Source organism: Brevundimonas faecalis (assembly GCF_040549405.1).
Taxonomy (GTDB): Bacteria; Pseudomonadota; Alphaproteobacteria; order Caulobacterales; family Caulobacteraceae; genus Brevundimonas; species Brevundimonas faecalis.
The window spans coordinates 291357-308004 of sequence record NZ_JBEPTF010000004.1 but is presented as its reverse complement, the minus strand read 5'-3'; the positions used below and the strand labels follow the sequence as shown (position 1 = coordinate 308004).

Here is a 16648-nt window from a genome sequence, read left to right as displayed (position 1 = left end):
CTCATCCGAGCGCCTCCGGCGCCCACCTTCTCCCTCAAGGGGAGAAGGGATTATTGGGCATCATGAAAGATCAGCCCCAGCGTCATCCGCTTCCCTGATCGCACCGTGCTGACCCCGTGGCGCATCTGCACGCGGTAGTCGCCGCGCGTCCCGGCGACCGGCCGTTCGCGCACGGCGAAAATCACCGCCTCGCCTTGTTTCAGCGGCACGACATGAGCTTGTGACTGGGAGCGGGGCTTCTGCTCGACCAGGACGAACTCGCCGCCTTCGAACGCGACCGGATCGCTGAGCAGGACAGCCGCCTGCAGCGGGAAGACCAGGTCGCCGTAGATGTCCTGATGCAGGCGGTTGTAGTCGCCCAGGCCGTAGCGGAGCATCAGCGAGGTCGGCCGCGTCTGGCCTGCCGCCCGGCATAGCGCCGTCAGGTCTTCGAGGCTGGCGGGAAAGCCCGGCCGATCCAGACGCGCCGCCCAGCCGTTGGCGATGGGAGCCAGACCTTCATAGAGCCGCGCTCGCAGCCGGGGCAGGGGATCGGGCAGGGGATTGGCGAAATACTGATACTCGCCCTGACCGAAGCCGTGGCGCTGCATGACGATGCGGCTGCGGAACCGCTCGGGCCGGTCGTAGAGGGCCTGCAGGGCGTCGCAGGTCGTGGGCGTCAGCAGCGGCCCGACCACGGCCCAGCCTTGGGCATTTAGGTTCTCGGCGATGCGGGGCCAGTCGAGGACGTCGGTCATGAGCGCCATAGACGCCGACCGAGGCGGTCTGTCTGGCGGTTTTCGGCTCTCCTTGCCTCCCCATTTCATGGGGAGGTGGCGCGGACGCATCGCGTCCGTGACGGAGGGGGCGGCAGGACGGTTGATTGCGTGAGAACGAGGGACAGGGCGGCGTCGCCCCGTCACCACTATGCGGCCCCCTTCCCACAAGCGGGGAGGAAAGCAGGGGTTAGAACCGTACGCGTTTCTCGGCCGATTTCAGCGTCGAACGGACGAAGTCGGCCGGCGGGTCGGTCTCGGCCAGGACGGCTTCCTTGATGGCGCGCGGCTCGCCGAACAGGTGACCCTGGCCCATGCCGACGTCCAGTTCGAGGATGTCGACCACCTGTTTCTCGCTCTCGACCTTTTCGGCGATCAGTTCCAGGCCGTAGCGGCGGGTCAGGGGGGCGAAGTCGGCGGCCTGGATGTCCGGCTGGTTGGCCAGGGGCGCGGCGCCGTCCAGATCCAGAAGCTGTTCGATCAACAGATCGGCGGCGATCTTGATGAAGCGCACGTCCGAGCGTTGCAGGTCGGCGAAGTCGAGGTCCAGGGTCTGGACCTTGTCGATGGAGAAGCGGAAGCCCAGGTCGGCCAGCTTGGCCATGTTGCGCGCCTCGACGGCGCCGCGGGCGTCGAAGGTGGCCTGGCCCAGTTCGAAGATCAGGGCCTCCTTCAGGTCGCGGTTCTGGCTGAGGAAGTCTAGGAACTGCGGGAAGAAGGTCTCGTCGCCCAGCGAGGCCAGGGAGATGTTGCAGAAGACCCCGACCTTGCGGTCCTGGCGCGCCAGTCGCCGCACGATCTGGGCGCAGCGGAACAGCAGCAGGTTGTCGATGGCGGGCAGCAGGCCCTCGCCCTCGGCCACCGACAGATACTCGGCCGGCATCATGACCCGGTTCGACGGATCGCGCAGGCGGGTGAAGCTTTCGTAGAAGACGGTCCGGCGCTGCGGCAGGGTGACGACCGGCTGCAGATAGAGGTCGATGCGGTTTTCCGTCAGGGCGTCGTGAACGGTCTTGAGCAGGGTGTTCGACTGGACCTGGCGACGGCCTTCATAGGTGTCGGCCGTGATGCTCGACGTGGCCAGGCGCTCGTCGATGGACTCGCTCATCTGCTGGATCAGACCCTCCAGCATCCGCACCTCGCCGGTCAGGGCCTCGGTCTTGGACAGGGCGCCGCTTTCGATGGCCTGGGCCAGTTCGGTCAGGGCGCCCTGCGTCGACTCCATGGCGTCGGCCAGCAGGCGGTGCGCCTCGCGGACCTTGGCGATCTCCTTGCGCAGGGCGCGGCGGTCGGCGATTCCCGTGACGACGGCGTGCAGACCGGCCAGGACGCCCAGCGCCCCCAGGGCCCCGGCCGCGCCCGGTCCGGCGCCCAGACCGGCGCGCCAGATCGCCGCCCCGATGGTCAGGGCGAGGAACAGGTAGCCGAAGAAAAGAAATCCGCCGGTGATCTTGCGCATGGGACCGGTGTTGAGCCGCCTTTCCCGTATGGAATCGGCCGAGTATCGGTCTAACTAGAGACAACGGCTAGGGTTCGCACACAGAAATCCGGCCATCAGGGAGGTTAAGGCATGGAATTGTTCGATCTGAGCGGCAAGGTCGCGATCATCACCGGCTCCTCCAAGGGGATCGGCAAGGCGATCGCCGAGCGTCTGGCCGAGCACGGCGCCCGCGTCGTCATCTCCTCGCGCAAGGCCGGACCCTGCGAAGAGGTCGCCGCCGCCATCAACGCCAAGCACGGTGAAGGGCGCGCCGTCGCCATTCCGGCCAACATCGCCTCCAGGGAAGATCTGCAGCGGCTGGTGGACGAGACGCGCGCCGCCTTCGGTCCGATCGACATCCTGGTCTGCAACGCCGCGACCAATCCCTACGCCGGACCGATGGCCGGCATTTCGGACGAGCAGTTCGGCAAGATTCTTCAGAACAACGTCGTGTCCAATCACTGGCTGATCCAGATGGTCGCGCCCGAGATGCTGGAGCGGAAGGGCGGATCGATCCTGATCATCTCCTCCATCGGCGGGCTTCGCGGCAACGCCCTGATCGGCGCCTACAACATCTCCAAGGCCGCGGACATGCAACTGGCGCGCAACCTGGCGGTCGAATACGGGCCATGGAACGTGCGGGTGAACTGCATCGCGCCCGGCCTGGTGCAGACCGACTTCGCCAAATACCTGTGGGAGAATCCTGAGGTGCTGAAGACCGTCACTGATCCGGCGCCGCTGAAAAGGATCGGCCAGCCTGATGAAATCGCCGGCACGGCCGTCTATCTGTGCAGCCCTGCGTCGGCCTATGTGACCGGCCAGACCCTGGTGGTGGACGGCGGACTGACGATTGCCTGGTGAAAACGAGAAAAGGCCCGGGATCCTTCAGGATCTGAACTGGCGGCTGGAGGCGGCGGCTTTCGCCGGGCTGTTCGGCCTGCTGCGCCTGCTGGGGGTCGAGCGCGCCTCGGCCTTCGGCGGCGGGCTGCTACGCGCCCTGGGGCCGCTGACCGGCACGCACAAGACGGTGCGGCGCAACCTGCTGATCGCCTTCCCCGACATGGACCCGGCCGAGCGTGATCGCCTGGCCGTCGAACAGTGGGAGCAGACCGGCCGCACCTTCGCCGAGCTGGCGGTCATGGATCGTTTGACGCCGGAAAGCGGTCGTATCGACCTGGTCGGCATGGAGCGGCTGCATGCGGTGCGCGACAGCGGCAGGCCGGTCGTCCTGATCTCGGGTCACCTGGCCAATTTCGAGGTCATGGCGGCGGTCATCATGGCCGCGGGCGTGCCGTGTCAGGTGACCTATCGCGCGGCCAACAACCCCTATGTCGACGCTCAGATCCGCAAGGCGCGCGAGCGCTACGGCATCCGCCTGTTCGCGCCCAAGGGCGACGGCACGCGCGAGCTGATGGCGGGGATGAAGCGCGGCGATTCCATCGCCCTGCTGGTGGATCAGAAATACAGCCAGGGGCCGGAGGTCGAGTTCTTCGGCCAGCCGGTGAACGCCTCGCCGGGCGCGGCGCGGCTGGCGCTGAAGTTCGGCACGGTGATGCAGCCGCTGTCGGTGGTGCGTCTGCCGGGCGTGCGGTTCCGCGTCACGGCTCACGAGCCCATCCATGTTCCGGATACGGGCGACAAGGCGGCTGATGTCCTGGCGGGAATTCAGGCCGCCAACCGCTTCGTCGAGGACAGGGTGCGCGAGCATCCGGTGGACTGGTTCTGGGTCCACAAGCGCTGGCCGCCCGAAGTCTATCAGTCCTTGGGATCGCTCGACCGACGATAGGGACCGGCGTAGGCCTCCGTCCGGGTCCGGCGTCGGTCGGGCCCGAAATAGGTCGCGCTGCGGATGAAGGAGCGCGGCCGCAGGATGACGGCCTGGACCCGCCCCAGCAGGGCCTGGGGATCGACCGGCTTGGTGATGAACTCCGTGACGCCGGCGTCGCGCGCCTCGGTCACGCGGCGGCGGTCGGAATGCCCCGTCATCATGATGATCGGCAGGTAGGGGTTGGGGCTATCCGGTGCATTGCGCACGGCGCGTGTGAAGGCGACCCCGTCCATGGGCGCCATCTTGAAATCGACGATGGCCATGTCGGCCGGCCGTTCCGCCAGGGCTTTCAAGGCCGCCTCGCCGTGGTCGACCTCGCGCACGCGGGTGACGCCGATGGACTTCAGCATGGCGCAGACGATGGCCCGCATATTGGGGTTGTCGTCAGCCAGAAGGATGTCGAGCGATTGAAGGGCGGACATGGAAAACCGCGACGGCTCAGGCGTCGCGCAACGCCTTCATATATTCCAGCGGCCCGGCATAGGCCTCCTGCCGCTCTGTCGACCAGTAGCGCAGGGCCGCCAGGGGAATGGCGACGCCGCTGACCGCGCAGCGAACGAAGGCGCCGGGCTGAAGAACGGCGAACTCGCCGTCGCCGAAGTGCAGCAGGGCGGAGGAAGGGGAGGCGGGCGTGGACATGGGCGTGATGAATGGCACGGCCGCTCGCGCGAGACGAGAGGCGAATCGCTGTCATTTGACGGAAGTCGAATTTCAGGAGCCGATCATGACCGCTTCCCGTTCCCGTCTGGCGGCCGCCGCGCTTACGACGGCCGTCGCGACCACACTGATTGCAGCGCCCTCGACCGCGTCGGAGCCGTCGTCGGCGCGACCGACGATTCGCGACCTGGGCCGAGCGCCGGGGATTCTGACGCCCGGTCCCTTGAACGCCGTCACCGATGTGGCCGGAGTGCGGGTCGGCCAGGTCACCCTGCGTTCGGGCGACAGCGTCCGCACCGGCGTCACCGCCGTCCTGCCGCATGGCGGCGACCTGTTCCGCGACAAGGTTCCGGCCGGGCTGTCGGTCGCCAACGGCTTCGGCAAGCTGGCGGGGGCGACCCAGATCAGGGAACTGGGCGAGATCGAGACGCCTATCGTCCTGACGAACACCCTGTCGGTGGCGCGGGGGATCGACGGCGTCCTGGACTGGACGCTGAACCAGCCGGGACATGAGGACATCCGTTCGGTCAACGCCGTGGTGGGCGAGACCAACGACGGGGGCCTCAATGATATCCGCGCGCGCGTGGTGACGGCGGCCGACGTGGTGCGCGCGATAGAGACGGCGACGCCGGGACCGGTGGAACAGGGCGCGGTCGGCGCCGGGACCGGAACCATCGCCTTCGGCTTCAAGGGCGGGGTCGGCACCAGTTCGCGCAAGCTGCCTGACAGTCTCGGCGGCTTCACCGTCGGCGTCCTGGTTCAGTCGAACTACGGCGGGGTGTTGAGCATCGACGGAGCGCCGGTCGGGGTGCGGCTGGGCCGCTACTATCTGCGCGAAGAAGTCGAGGCGGAACGCGCGGACGGCTCCATCATGATCGTGGTGGCGACCGACGCGCCCCTGTCGGACCGCAATCTGGAGCGGCTGGCGAACCGCGCCTTCGCCGGTCTGGCGCGGACGGGGGCGGCCTTCTCCAACGGGTCGGGCGACTACGCCATCGCCTTCTCCACGGCCGAGAGCGTACGGCGAACGCCGGAGCAGCGAGCCGGGCGGGCGAGCGTGGCGGACTGGCCCAACGACCGCATGTCGCCTTTGTTCGTCGCCGTGGCCGAGGCGACCGAGGAGGCCATCCTCAACTCCCTGCTGAAGGCGCAGACCACGACCTCGGTGATCGACGGTGACGGTCGAGGCGCTGGACGTCGAGGCGGTGAAGGCGGTGCTGAACGAGGGACGCTAGGCCGTTCTTCCCCCATGCGTGGAGAAGGAAATCAGAACAGATCGCCCTGGCTCGGCGGCGCCGCTTTCGGACGCGAGGCGGGTTTGGGCGCCGGACGCGGCGTCGCGCCTTCGCCGTCGATGGTTGCTTCCCTGGCGCCGTCGCCGAAGACGATGCGCACGGCCTGGCCGGGCGACAGGACGGCGGCTGAAGCGATCATGGCCCCGGCCGCATCCTCGATACGGGCGAAGCCGGGCTTCGGTCGCTTGGGATCGAGCGTGGCGAGGGCGCGCGACAGGGCGGCCAAGCGGGTTTCATCCCGCTCCAGTCGTCGCTTCATCGCCGGGCCGAAGCGGTCGGCATAGGCCGCCAGCCGGTCGCCGCGTCGTTCGATGGCGCGTTCCAGCAGGCCTTTCGACAGGCGTCCGGCGACGACGGCCAACTGCCGTTCATGCACGGCGACATTGCGGTGCAGACCAGAGCCCAGGCGGCTGGCGGCCAGGTCCAGCCTTTGTTGCGGCAGGGCCAGCAGGTCGTCGGGCCGGGCGGGCAGGCCGCGCGCGGCGGCGCGCAGGCGGGTGCGGCGGTCCTCCAGCATCCGGGCTCCGGCGCGCGACAGCCGACCGTCCAGGTCGGTCAGCGCCCAGCGCAGGTCGGCCAGAACGGGCGTCGCGATTTCGGCCGCGCCGGTCGGCGTCGGCGCGCGTCGGTCGGAGACGAAGTCGATCAGGGTGGTGTCCGTCTCGTGCCCCACGGCCGAGATGATGGGAATGCGGGCCTCGGCCACCGTGCGGGCCAGGGCTTCGTCGTTGAAGCACCACAGGTCCTCGACCGAGCCGCCGCCGCGCGCGACGATCAGCAGGTCGGGGCGAGGGATGGGCCCGTCCGGGCGCATGGCGTCGAAGCCGCGAATGGCGTTCGCCACCTGGCCGCTGGCGGCGTCGCCCTGGACCACCACCGGCCAGACGATGACACGGCAGGGCCAGCGTTCAGCGATGCGGTGCAGGATGTCGCGGATCACGGCGCCGGTCGGGCTGGTGATCACGCCTATGGTCGCCGGGAAGCCGGGCAGGGGCTTCTTGCGCGACGGTTCGAACAGGCCCTCTTCGCGCAGCCTGGCCTTCAGCCGCTCCAACTGGGCCAGCAGGGCGCCCGCGCCCGCCGGCTCCATGGTCTCGATGACGATCTGATAGGAGGATCGCGCCGGATAGGAGGTGATCTTGCCGGTGACGATGACCTCCAGCCCTGTTTCCGGCTGGGCGCCCAGGCCCCGGACCACGCCCTTCCACACCACGCCGTCGATGGCCGCCTTGTCGTCCTTCAGCGTCAGATAGACATGGCCGGAGGCGTGGCGGTTCACCTTTGAGATTTCGCCGCGCAGCCGCACATGGCCGAAGCGCTCCTCCAGCGTGCGCTTCAGCGCGAAGCTGAGCTCCGAGATCGACAGGGGCGGATTATTGTCCCGGGCGGCGGGCGGCGGGGCCGCGCCCTCGAAGGCGTAATCGTCGTCGGAGGTCATAGGCGTACCTTAGCTCCGACCGCTCGGCGACAGAAGGCGTCAGCGTCACGGAACGACGGATACCGGCATACGTTGATCGCGGGTGACGGCTACGTCTCAGGAAGCGCAGATGCTTGACGACCCGGAGCCAGAGGAAGACCGCGAACGCGACTTGGCGCGCCGTAGTAGAAATCCCGTGCTCGGTCCTTGGCTGATCGTCGGTCTGCTCCTTCTGGCGGGGGGAGGCGCCTATGTCGCCTTCGCGCTCTTTCCTTGATCACATGGAGCTTTTCCGATGATGCGCAGCCTGCTTATCGCCGCCTCGGGCGCGGCGCTGCTAGTCGCCTGTTCACAACAGCCGTCCTCGAAGACGGAGACCGAACCGGCCCGGAGCGAGGCGCCGGCTTCCATGCCGTCTCCGGTCGCGACGCCCGCGACGCCTGCAGGTGCCATGGCCTTGGGTCTGACGGCGGCCCAGTTGGAAGAGGCGGATCTCGTGTCGCCGACGGGCGCGGACCTGGGCGACGTCCAGCGTGTCGACGTGGATGGAGCCGGCGTCATCACGGGTCTGATCATCGAGCCGACGGGCGCGGGCGAACGCTGGGTCCGCCTGTCGCTCGACGGTTTGAAGACGAAGGCGGACGGCGACGGTCACGACATCGTGGCGGACATGACGCTGGAACAGTTGAAGGCCATGCCCGCCTGGACGCCCTGATCGAGAGCGGACTTCGCCCATGATGTCCGCAGGCGCTTGACCCCGGCGGCGCGGACGGTCATTCCGCGACCATGAACATTCTGCTCGTCGGATCGGGTGGGCGCGAACACGCCCTGGCCTGGAAAATCGCCCAGTCGCCGCTGGTCGCGCGGCTCGTCGTCGCGCCCGGCAATCCCGGGATGGCGAAACACGCCGAGCTTCGTCCGGAGCTGAAGGCGACCGACGCCGAGGGCCTGACCGCCCTGGCGAAGGAGATGCAGGCCGACCTGGTCGTTGTCGGCCCCGAATCGGCCCTGGCGGAAGGTCTGGCCGACAGGCTGGCGGCGGCGGGGATCCCCTGCTTCGGCCCGACGGCCGAGGCGGCTCAGCTGGAATCCTCCAAGGCCTTCTCCAAGGCCTTCCTGCAAAGACACGGCATCCCCACCGCGGGCTACGGCGTCTATGAGGACGTGGCGGCGGCCAAGGCGGCGCTGGATCAGTATTCGGCCCCCTATGTGATCAAGGCCGACGGCCTGGCGGCGGGCAAGGGCGTGGCCATCAGCCCCGATCGCGCCGACGCCGAGGCCGAGATCGAACGCATGCTGGGCGGCCGCTTCGGTTCGGCCGGATCGCGCGTGGTCATCGAGGAATTCATGGAGGGGGAGGAGGGCTCCCTCTTCGCCCTGTCGGACGGAACGCGCGCGGTCCTGTTCGGCGGCGCCCAGGATCACAAGCGGGCCTTCGACGGCGACATGGGGCCGAACACCGGCGGCATGGGCGCCTATTCCCCCGCGCCGGTCTTCACGCCTGAACTGATCCAGGCGGCGAACGACCGCATCGTCCAGCCGACGATCCGCAAGATGGCCGAGGAAGGCGCTCCCTATCGCGGTGTCCTCTACGCCGGACTGATGGCGACGCCCGAAGGGCCCAAGGTGGTCGAGTTCAACGCCCGCTTCGGCGACCCGGAATGCCAGGTCTTGATGATGCGGTTCGACGGCGACGTCGTGCCCCTCTTGCTGGCCTGCGCCCAGGGCGACCTGTCCAAGGCGCCGCCGCCGGCCTTCAAGCCCGGCGTGGTGATCACTGTGGTCCTGGCGGCCAAGGGCTATCCCGACAGTCCGCTGGAAGGCTCGGTCATTCGCGGCGCCGACCAGGATTTCGGCCCCCACGTCCAGGTCTTCCATGCCGGAACCCGGCTGCGCGAGGACGGCGCCCTGACGGCGGCGGGCGGGCGCGTGCTGAACGTCTGCGCCTATGGCGACGACGTGGCCCAGGCGCGCGAACGGGCCTATGAGGCGATTGCGAAGATCGACTGGCCCGGCGGTTTCCACCGGACAGACATCGGCTGGCGGGCGCTGGAGCCGCGCTGAGGCGGCTCCGCGAAACTCAGGTCATTGCAAACAGCAGTCGACCTTCGCCCATGCGTTCGCGCAAGGGAACCAGGTCGGCGTGGGACACCGAGAAGCAGCCGTAGGAGCGCCCCAGCTTGCCCTCCCGCGCCAGGAAGGCCGGGTCGGCGTAGTCCGCGCCGTGGATGATGATGGCCCGCTCGCGCGCCAGGTTGTTGGAATACTCCAGCCCGTCCAGCAGGACGTTCGGTCCCTGCTGACTGCCCCAACTCGCGCCCGCCGTGGCGTAGGCGCCGATCGAGGACATGTGGCTGTCCGGCTCGTTCGAGAAACGCTGGGCGTAGCCCGAATGCGCCGGGTCCGAGCCGCGCCCGTGGCTGGTGCGATAGGAGGTGACCCAGCCGCCTTCCAGATCGACCTCGTACAGGCGCTCCGATCCCGAGAACTTCTGGAAGTCGACCAGATACATCCGGTCGCGCCTGCTGATGCGGTGACCGTGGGTGTCCATGGCGGCGCGTGCGCGCTCCACCAAATCCTTGCGGACCAGACCGTGGGGATCGATCATCGTCCCGGCGTCAGCCATGTGGACCTGGGGCGCGGGAGCGTGATCCGGAACGCGGGACAGGGTTGGCGCAGCGCCGACGAGCGGGATGCTGGAGGTGGTCGCGGCGGAGGAACACCCCGCCAACAGGGCCGAACCGCCCAGGATCAAGCCACGTCTGGAAAGCCGCATGCGACGCCCCTCGCACGTTAAACAACTGTGTCGCCTTGTTTCACAAAGGGACGTAACGGCGCAACCTGAGCCTTGGCGGACTGTCGAAAGGGGCATAGAAAAATCCCCAGTACTGGGAGGGTTCAATGAAAAAACTGGCTCTGATTGTGACCGTCGCCGTTCTGGCGGCGACTTCGGCGCAGGCGCGGCAAGCGTCTGCCCCGGCTGCTGTTTCGGCTGAACAGCCGACCACGTTCGTCCAAGTGGGGCGACTTTTGGCCGATCCGGCCAGCGGTCGGGTGCTTCGTGATAAAACTCTCGTGATCAGAGGGAACCAAGTCGTCGAAATCCGCGACGGCTTCGTCGGCGACGGCCAGGTGGTCGATCTGCGTAGCGCCTTCGTCCTGCCCGGCCTGATCGACAGCCATGTTCACCTGACCGGCGAATCCAGCCCGACCTCGCGTCTGGACGGCGTGACCCAGTCCAATGCGGCCCAGGCCATGATCGGCGCCCGCTACGCCCGTCGCACGCTGAATGCGGGCTTCACCACGGTGGCGGATCTGGGCGCGGCCAATGAATCCATCTTCGCCCTGCGCGACGCGATCCGCGCGGGCGACGTGCCCGGCCCGCGCATCATCGCCGCCGGCTCGGCCGTTTCGGTCCACGGCGGCCACGGCGACGTCAACGGCTATCGCGACGACATCCTGCACCTGCTGTCGCCCGAAAGCATCTGCTCGGGCGCGGAGGACTGCCGTCGCGCGGTGCGCCTGCAGGTGCGCGCGGGCGCCGACATCATCAAGATCACGGCCACGGGCGGGGTCCTGTCCAATACGGCTGCGGGCCTGGCACAGCAGTTCACCGAGGACGAACTGGCCTCCATCGTCGAGGTCGCCCACCGTATGGGGCGTCAGGTGACGGCCCACGCCCACGGCGTCGACGGCATCAACGCCTTCCTGAAGGCCGGCGGGGATTCCATCGAACACGGCACCTATCTGGACGACGAGTCCATGCGCCTGTTCAAGCAGCACAACGCCTGGCTGGTGCCGACCCTGATGGCCGGCGACTATGTCTCGCGCATCGCCTCCAGCCCGACCAACTTCTTCACGCCGGCCCAGACGGCCAAGGCGCTGGAAGCCGGGCCGAAGATGCTGGACATGGCGCGTCGCGCCCATACGGGCGGCGTTCGCATCGCCTTCGGTACGGACAGCGGCGTCTCGGCCCACGGCGACAACGCCCAGGAGTTCGCCCTGCTGGTCCGCGCCGGCCTGACCCCGCTGGAAGCCATCCAGGCGGCCACCGTCGGGGCGGCTGAACACCTGCGCATCTCCAATGAGGCCGGTCGTCTGGCTCCGGGCATGCCCGCCGACCTGATCGCCGTCTCGGGCGACCCGCTCAACGATGTGACCGAACTGGAACGCGTCCGCTTCGTCATGAAGAGCGGCAAGGTCTTCCGCCAGGACTGACCTCTTGACTATCGGGCATGGCCGGGGGGCGCACGGCGCGCTAGAACCCGGCCATGAACGCTCGACACCTGATCCTCGCCCTGGCGAGCAGTCTGCTGGTCGCGGGATGCGCCTCGACGCCGCGCATCGCGGTGACGGGGCCGTCCGCCTTTGCGGCCGGGACGGCGACCTATCGTCTCGCCGACGGCGAAGCCGGTGAGCCGGCGGCCGATGCTGTGCGGCGCGCCCTTTCGGCGCGGGGCTGGCGCGAGACGGCGGATCGCCCCGCCTGGCAGATCGAGGCCTCCTACGCCGTCCGCCCCCAGAAGACCGGCGTCTATACGGACGAAGGCGCGCGCCAAGGCGAATGGACGACCGCGCCGGTGACGCCGCAATGGTGGAGCGCGGGCCGCAAGGCCCATGTGCTGATCCTGACGCTCAACAGCCTGGGAGAGGCGCAGAACCTTCGTCGCGTCGAGGCTCGCGCCGTGGTCGCCGACCGCAAGGCTGAGGCGACGCTGGAAGCGTTGGCCCAGGCGGTCGCGGCGGAATTGCCGCCCGCCGGTTGAGGTTTCAATCCTCGGTCTCGATGACCTGGGGCAGGGTCAGGACGAAGATCGCGCCGGGATCGCCGGCCTCATAACGGACATGGCCGCCGTGGCGCTGCGCCACAGTGCGGACGAAGGCCAGGCCCAGGCCGGAGCCTCGCGCATCCGCGCCGCCGTGGCCGAAGGGCTGGAACAGACGTTGCATCGCCTCTTCGGACAGTCCTGGGCCCCGGTCGCGGATACGTAGAATGCAGACGGGACGACCCTCTTCCTGGCCGGCGTCCAGGGTGCAGTCGATCGCCTGTCCGGGCGGCCCGTATTTCAGGGCGTTGTCCAGAAGATTGGTCAGCAGCCGTCGCAGCAAGGACGGATCGCCCTGGACCAGATGCTCCGCTTCCCCCTCTGGCGTGCGGATGGCGACGCCTTTCGCCGAGGCCTGGGGCCACAGAACGTCGGCGGCGTCCATCAGGACCTGCCCCAGGTCCAGGATCTGGTTGCGATAGGCCTGGGTCTCGGCGCGCGCCAGTTGGACATAGGCTTCGGCCAGGTCCAGCGTCTGGCGGGCGTAGGCGGCGATACGCTTCTCGAACGACGGATCGGCGCGGTCCTGGCGGCTGTCCAGCAGGGTCAGGATCGAAGCCTGTGGCGCGCGCATGTCATGGCTGAGAAGCTGCATGGCCTGTTCGCGCTGGCGTTCCGCGACGCGGAAACCGGTCAGGTCGGCGAAGCGGACGATATGGCCCAGGGAACGGCCGTCGGCGTCCGCCAGGGGTGCCGAGGCGACCTTCAGCACGCGCCCGTCCGGCGTACGGATGTCGCCCGTATCCTCTTGCTCGTTCAGGACGAAACGTCGCCAGACCGGCTCGCCCAGGCTGAGGAAGACGGCTTCGAGATGCGGGTGCTCCGTCTCGTCCAGGGCGAAGGTTTCAGTCGCGCGGTCGTTGGCGATCAGGATGCGCCCGTCCTGCGCCGCGACCACGGTGGCGTCGGGAAGACTGCGTAGGGTGTCGGCGATGAAGCGTTCGGCGTCGCGCTGTTGTTTCAGGGCGGCGCGCAGGGTGTCGACCTGTCGGGCCACGACGTCCCCGTGAAGCGGAGCTTCGGGCGCGGGGTCAAGGAAGGGGGCGACGGGCTCCGCCTGACGATAGGCCTCGACCTCGCTCTGCAGATAGGCGGAGGCGGCGGCCAGGCGGCGCCAGCTCCAGAAGGGATAGGCGACGGCCAGCCCCGCCACGGCCGCGGCCGGCGGAAACCACAGGCCCAGCGCCAGGAAGGCGACGGCCGACCCGGCCAGAGTCATGAGGATCAGGCTGGCGCCCAGGACCATGTTCGCCAGGGGGCGCAGGATCAGGAAGCCTCCGACCAGAAGGGCCAGGGGCAGCAGGGACAGGATCAGGACCCAGGGCGGCGAGATCGTGCGAGGGCCGCCGCCTTCCAGCAGGGTCTGCAGCAGAGCAGCCTGAATCTCGACGCCGGGGCTCAGTTCGCCGTGGGGCGAGGCAGGGGTGGCGTAACGGTCGCCCAGGCCGGGGGCCGTGGCGCCGACCAGCACCAGCCTGTCCTTCAGGAAGTCGGCCGGGACTTCCCCGTTCAGGACGTCGACGAAGGACAGGGTGCGGTAGGACCCGGGAGGCGCGCGATAGGCGATGGCTTCCGGCGCGGCGGAGATCAGGGCCTGGCCCAGATCGGGATCGGCGGCGGGCGGAGGCGGAACCTCGGCGCTGTTCGCCGCCATAGGCAGGATGAGTTGGGGCCAGGTCCGCGTTCCGGCCTGCATGTAGAGCGGCAGTCGGCGCACTACGCCGTCGCCGTCGATGATCATGTTGACGTGTCCCAGGCCCGCCGCCGCCTGGACCAGTTCGGGCGCGGGTCGGGTTTCCTGCCACGGCGCGCCGTTTTGGCCGGGCGCGTCCACCAGCAGGGGAAGATGGACATCGCGGGCGCGGGTCAGGGCTGCGGCCAGGGCCGGGTCGCCGTCCTCGGGCTCCGTGAACAGGACGTCATAGGCGACGGCGCGCGGATCGGCGGCGGTCAGGCGGTCGATCAAGCGGGCATGGGTCGTGCGCGGCCAAGGCCAACGCCCCAGGGCGCTCAGGCTGCGATCGTCGATGGCGATGATGACGATGGAGTCGTTCGGCGGCGCGTCCGTCGTCCGGATCAGGGCGTCGTAGACCAGGTTGTTCGGCCGGTCCGCCGCCTGGCTGAAGGCCAGCCAACCCACCAGCGCGGCGGTCAGCAGGGCGACCGCCGCCCATTCGATCAGGGCGCGGCGACCGGTCAGGCGCGCGCCGATCCTCGCCCGCGCCGTCACGGCTTCAGCGCCCGATGCGCAGTTGCTGCGGTTCCGACCAGGCCTGCAGCAGTCGCCCGAAGCGATGGCGCGAGCCCTGGACGCGCCAGGAATAGACGCCCGGCGGCAGGTCGGTCAGGGTGAAGGCCTGCTCCACCACGCCGGGCTGGTCGACCAGGGGCGGCCCGTCCGCCTGGCCGTCTTCGCCCTCGCGCCAGAGCTGGAAGCGGAACTCGGCGGCGCCTTCGCCCTCGGCTTCCCAGCGGAAGCGATAGAGACGGCGTTGGCCCAGGGCTTCCGACGTGCCGACCAGGCCCCCGACGCCGTTCCGCGCCCGGATGAAGCTGTAGGTGGTGGCCCGTCCCTCCATGCCGTCGCCGGACAGGGCGCTGAGGCGCACGAAGTAGGCGCCGTCGGCCAGATCTCCGTAGTTCAGGCGGGGGTCGCCACCGGCCCCTTGGAGAGCGCTGTCCGTTTCCGCAAAGGCGTCGATCATGCCCGCATCGGTCGCCAGGCGACCGCGATAGCGGGCGGCGCCTTCCAGAGGGACGATGTCGAACACGGCCTGTCGCTCCGACAGGACGGCGTCGGGCCGCGTCAGGGCAGGCGCGGGCAACAGGGGCGCCAGGCGCAGGACGCCGGCGGAGGCGGACACGCCCTGATCCTTGACCGCTAAGGTTTCCTTCACGCCCGCGCCGACCGCGACCACGCCTTCCGTGACCTCGGTGGCGGAACGGTCGGCGTCGTCGTCGAAGGAGACGCGGAACTCGGTGCCACGAACGGCCGAGACGGAGACCGGGGTGCGGACGACGAAGCCGCCCGGCCGCCGTCGCGGCGTCACGCGGGATTCGGCCCGCCCGGCCTCCACCGTCACGGCGTGATCGACGGCGCCGTTCAGGGCGTAGCGACGCAGGCGCGACAGGCGCACGCGGCTGTTGGAGGGCACGACCACATGGCTGCCGTCCGACAGGGCCAGTCGGAGGAAGGCGTTGGCGCCGGTGGAGACGACGGCGTCCTCGGACACGGTCTGCCCCTGTTGTGGCGGCGCGGTGCGTCCGCCCTGGGTCAGGGTCACGGCGCCGCGGAAGCCCTCGATGCGAGCCTGATCCGGGTCGGCGCGCAACAGGGAGATCGGAATGGCCAGATGGCGGCCGATGGCCAGACGGCGCGGATCGGCCACCCGGTTGTCGCGCTGAACCCGGCGATAGTCGGTCGGCTGATTCAGATAGGCGGTCGCCAGATCGATCAGGGTGTCCCCAGGCTGAACCACATAGTCCAGGGTCTCAGGAACAGAAGCGGCGGCCGGCCGGGTCTGGGCGAAGGCGGGCGTGGTCGAAAGCAGCGCCGCCGCAAGGCCGGCGATGATCGCCCGGTTCCGATTCATGTCCTCGCCTCTTACGCGTGCGCCCCTTCGGGCAAGGCGTCGCCGTCGACGGAGTCTCCGCCGATGCGCTCAAGGCGGTATCCGTAGCTGTAAATGGGCGTCAGGCGAAAGCCCTGTTCGGGGCGAAGGTCCAGCTTGGTGCGGATGCGCGAGATGTGCATGTCCAGCGAGCGGCTGTTCAGATTGGGTTCGTTGCCCCAGACCGTCTCGAGGATATAGGTCCGCGACAGGGCCCGGTGCAGGTTGCGGAACAGCAACTGGGCCAGGGCGTATTCCTTGGCCGTCAGCACCACGGTCTTGCCGTTGCGCGCGACCGAGGTGGCGGCGTCGTGGAAGACGGTGTCGCCGTGGACTTCCGCGCCCGGCGCCGACGGGCGGGCGTAGACGCGCCGCATCAGGGCGTTGATGCGGGCTTCCAGAACGGCAGGGGACAGGGGCTTGGCCAGATAGTCGTCGGCTCCGGCGTTCAGGCCCGCGACGATGTCGTCGTCCTCGACGCGGCTGGTGACCAGCAGCATCGGCGGCGGCGGTTTCAGATTGCCGCGCGCCCAGGCCAACACTTCCAGGCCGGAACGGTCCGGCAGGTTCCAGTCGACGATCAGAAGATCGAAAGTATCCTTGCGAAGGGCGGAGATGAGCGCTTGGGCGCGAGAAAATTGCACGGACCGGTATCCGGCGGCATGAATTACGCCGGAAATGGTCTCCAGCTGGACTGGATCGTCGTCTAGGACTGCAATCTTCATCTTACTGAACGCTCCGAGGGGATACGGCGACCATATCCCGTAACGTCGGAATTA

15 protein-coding genes and 1 pseudogene are annotated in these 16648 nt (G+C 68.8%); 7 read left to right on the top strand and 9 right to left on the bottom strand.

The window, feature by feature from the left end:
• Positions 1-50: 50 nt before the first annotated feature.
• Positions 51-737, bottom strand: coding sequence for a 2OG-Fe(II) oxygenase (locus ABIE19_RS14810; protein ID WP_354089984.1), 687 nt, complete (start codon positions 735-737; stop codon positions 51-53).
• 208 nt (positions 738-945) lie between these two features.
• On the bottom strand, positions 946-2214 hold the full coding sequence (gene tipF, locus ABIE19_RS14805) for a flagella assembly cyclic-di-GMP phosphodiesterase TipF (RefSeq protein ID WP_354089983.1): 1269 nt from the start codon (positions 2212-2214) through the stop codon (positions 946-948).
• A gap of 111 nt (positions 2215-2325) precedes the next feature.
• On the opposite strand from tipF, the gene ABIE19_RS14800 reads away from it, so the two are divergent.
• Positions 2326-3096 carry an SDR family NAD(P)-dependent oxidoreductase gene (locus ABIE19_RS14800; RefSeq protein WP_354089982.1) on the top strand — a complete coding sequence of 257 codons (771 nt, stop codon included), beginning with the start codon at positions 2326-2328 and terminating at the stop codon, positions 3094-3096.
• Entirely contained in the window at positions 3086-4021 is a 936-nt protein-coding gene (locus ABIE19_RS14795; protein WP_354089981.1) for a lysophospholipid acyltransferase family protein, read from the top strand. The genes ABIE19_RS14800 and ABIE19_RS14795 overlap by 11 nt, the downstream gene beginning before the upstream one ends.
• Here ABIE19_RS14795 and ABIE19_RS14790 read toward each other — a convergent pair.
• Complete coding sequence (locus tag ABIE19_RS14790; protein WP_354089980.1) at positions 3991-4485, bottom strand: response regulator; 495 nt, start codon at positions 4483-4485, stop codon at positions 3991-3993. The two genes, ABIE19_RS14795 and ABIE19_RS14790, sit on opposite strands and share 31 nt — an antisense overlap.
• A gap of 16 nt (positions 4486-4501) precedes the next feature.
• Positions 4502-4702, bottom strand: a complete 201-nt coding sequence (locus tag ABIE19_RS14785) for a DUF2093 domain-containing protein (protein WP_354089979.1) — start codon at positions 4700-4702, stop codon at positions 4502-4504.
• Between ABIE19_RS14785 and ABIE19_RS14780 the strand changes: the two are divergent.
• Positions 4701-5825: pseudogene (locus ABIE19_RS14780) on the top strand (DmpA family aminopeptidase); the annotation flags it as partial. The gene ABIE19_RS14785 and the pseudogene ABIE19_RS14780 sit on opposite strands and share 2 nt — an antisense overlap.
• Positions 5826-5986: 161 nt before the next feature.
• On the opposite strand, the gene xseA reads toward ABIE19_RS14780, so the two are convergent.
• A complete protein-coding gene (gene xseA, locus ABIE19_RS14775; RefSeq protein WP_354089978.1) occupies positions 5987-7453 on the bottom strand; it encodes an exodeoxyribonuclease VII large subunit in 1467 nt (488 codons plus the stop codon).
• Positions 7454-7727: 274 nt separating this feature from the next.
• Between xseA and ABIE19_RS14770 the strand changes: the two genes are divergently transcribed.
• Positions 7728-8147, top strand: coding sequence for a hypothetical protein (locus ABIE19_RS14770; RefSeq protein ID WP_354089977.1), 420 nt, complete (start codon positions 7728-7730; stop codon positions 8145-8147).
• A 71-nt stretch (positions 8148-8218) separates the two neighbouring features.
• Entirely contained in the window at positions 8219-9496 is a 1278-nt protein-coding gene (gene purD / locus ABIE19_RS14765) for a phosphoribosylamine--glycine ligase (RefSeq protein ID WP_354089976.1), read from the top strand.
• Positions 9497-9512: 16 nt separating this feature from the next.
• On the opposite strand, the gene ABIE19_RS14760 is transcribed toward purD, so the two are convergent.
• Complete coding sequence (locus tag ABIE19_RS14760) at positions 9513-10208, bottom strand: murein L,D-transpeptidase catalytic domain-containing protein (protein WP_354089975.1); 696 nt, start codon at positions 10206-10208, stop codon at positions 9513-9515.
• A gap of 125 nt (positions 10209-10333) precedes the next feature.
• On the opposite strand from ABIE19_RS14760, the gene ABIE19_RS14755 reads away from it, so the two are divergent.
• The gene (locus tag ABIE19_RS14755; RefSeq protein WP_354089974.1) at positions 10334-11650 is read left to right on the top strand and encodes a metal-dependent hydrolase family protein; all 1317 of its coding nucleotides are present in this window, start codon (positions 10334-10336) and stop codon (positions 11648-11650) included.
• A 53-nt stretch (positions 11651-11703) separates the two neighbouring features.
• A complete protein-coding gene (locus ABIE19_RS14750) occupies positions 11704-12198 on the top strand; it encodes a hypothetical protein (RefSeq protein ID WP_354089973.1) in 495 nt (164 codons plus the stop codon).
• A 4-nt stretch (positions 12199-12202) separates the two neighbouring features.
• On the opposite strand, the gene ABIE19_RS14745 is transcribed toward ABIE19_RS14750, so the two are convergent.
• From ABIE19_RS14745 to ABIE19_RS14735, 3 genes are read right to left on the bottom strand one after another with little or no spacing between them, the layout of a single operon-like run.
• Positions 12203-14488, bottom strand: a complete 2286-nt coding sequence (locus ABIE19_RS14745; protein ID WP_354089972.1) for a CHASE2 domain-containing protein — start codon at positions 14486-14488, stop codon at positions 12203-12205.
• A gap of 4 nt (positions 14489-14492) precedes the next feature.
• The gene (locus ABIE19_RS14740; RefSeq protein WP_354089971.1) at positions 14493-15851 is read right to left on the bottom strand and encodes a FecR family protein; all 1359 of its coding nucleotides are present in this window, start codon (positions 15849-15851) and stop codon (positions 14493-14495) included.
• An 11-nt stretch (positions 15852-15862) separates the two neighbouring features.
• Complete coding sequence (locus ABIE19_RS14735; protein ID WP_354089970.1) at positions 15863-16594, bottom strand: response regulator transcription factor; 732 nt, start codon at positions 16592-16594, stop codon at positions 15863-15865.
• Between the last annotated feature and the right edge of the window lie 54 nt (positions 16595-16648).

Bases quoted from the DNA above. Each gene is read 5' to 3' on its own strand.
- ABIE19_RS14750 (WP_354089973.1), top strand. From the start codon at position 11,704: ATGAACGCTCGACACCTGATCCTCGCCCTGGCGAGCAGTCTGCTGGTC.
- ABIE19_RS14735 (WP_354089970.1), bottom strand. From the start codon at position 16,594: ATGAAGATTGCAGTCCTAGACGACGATCCAGTCCAGCTGGAGACCATT.
- ABIE19_RS14760 (WP_354089975.1), bottom strand. From the start codon at position 10,208: ATGCGGCTTTCCAGACGTGGCTTGATCCTGGGCGGTTCGGCCCTGTTG.
- ABIE19_RS14810 (WP_354089984.1), bottom strand. From the start codon at position 737: ATGACCGACGTCCTCGACTGGCCCCGCATCGCCGAGAACCTAAATGCC.
- ABIE19_RS14790 (WP_354089980.1), bottom strand. From the start codon at position 4,485: ATGTCCGCCCTTCAATCGCTCGACATCCTTCTGGCTGACGACAACCCC.
- ABIE19_RS14755 (WP_354089974.1), top strand. From the start codon at position 10,334: ATGAAAAAACTGGCTCTGATTGTGACCGTCGCCGTTCTGGCGGCGACT.
- ABIE19_RS14800 (WP_354089982.1), top strand. From the start codon at position 2,326: ATGGAATTGTTCGATCTGAGCGGCAAGGTCGCGATCATCACCGGCTCC.
- ABIE19_RS14770 (WP_354089977.1), top strand. From the start codon at position 7,728: ATGATGCGCAGCCTGCTTATCGCCGCCTCGGGCGCGGCGCTGCTAGTC.
- ABIE19_RS14785 (WP_354089979.1), bottom strand. From the start codon at position 4,702: ATGTCCACGCCCGCCTCCCCTTCCTCCGCCCTGCTGCACTTCGGCGAC.
- tipF (WP_354089983.1), bottom strand. From the start codon at position 2,214: ATGCGCAAGATCACCGGCGGATTTCTTTTCTTCGGCTACCTGTTCCTC.
- ABIE19_RS14740 (WP_354089971.1), bottom strand. From the start codon at position 15,851: ATGAATCGGAACCGGGCGATCATCGCCGGCCTTGCGGCGGCGCTGCTT.
- purD (WP_354089976.1), top strand. From the start codon at position 8,219: ATGAACATTCTGCTCGTCGGATCGGGTGGGCGCGAACACGCCCTGGCC.
- xseA (WP_354089978.1), bottom strand. From the start codon at position 7,453: ATGACCTCCGACGACGATTACGCCTTCGAGGGCGCGGCCCCGCCGCCC.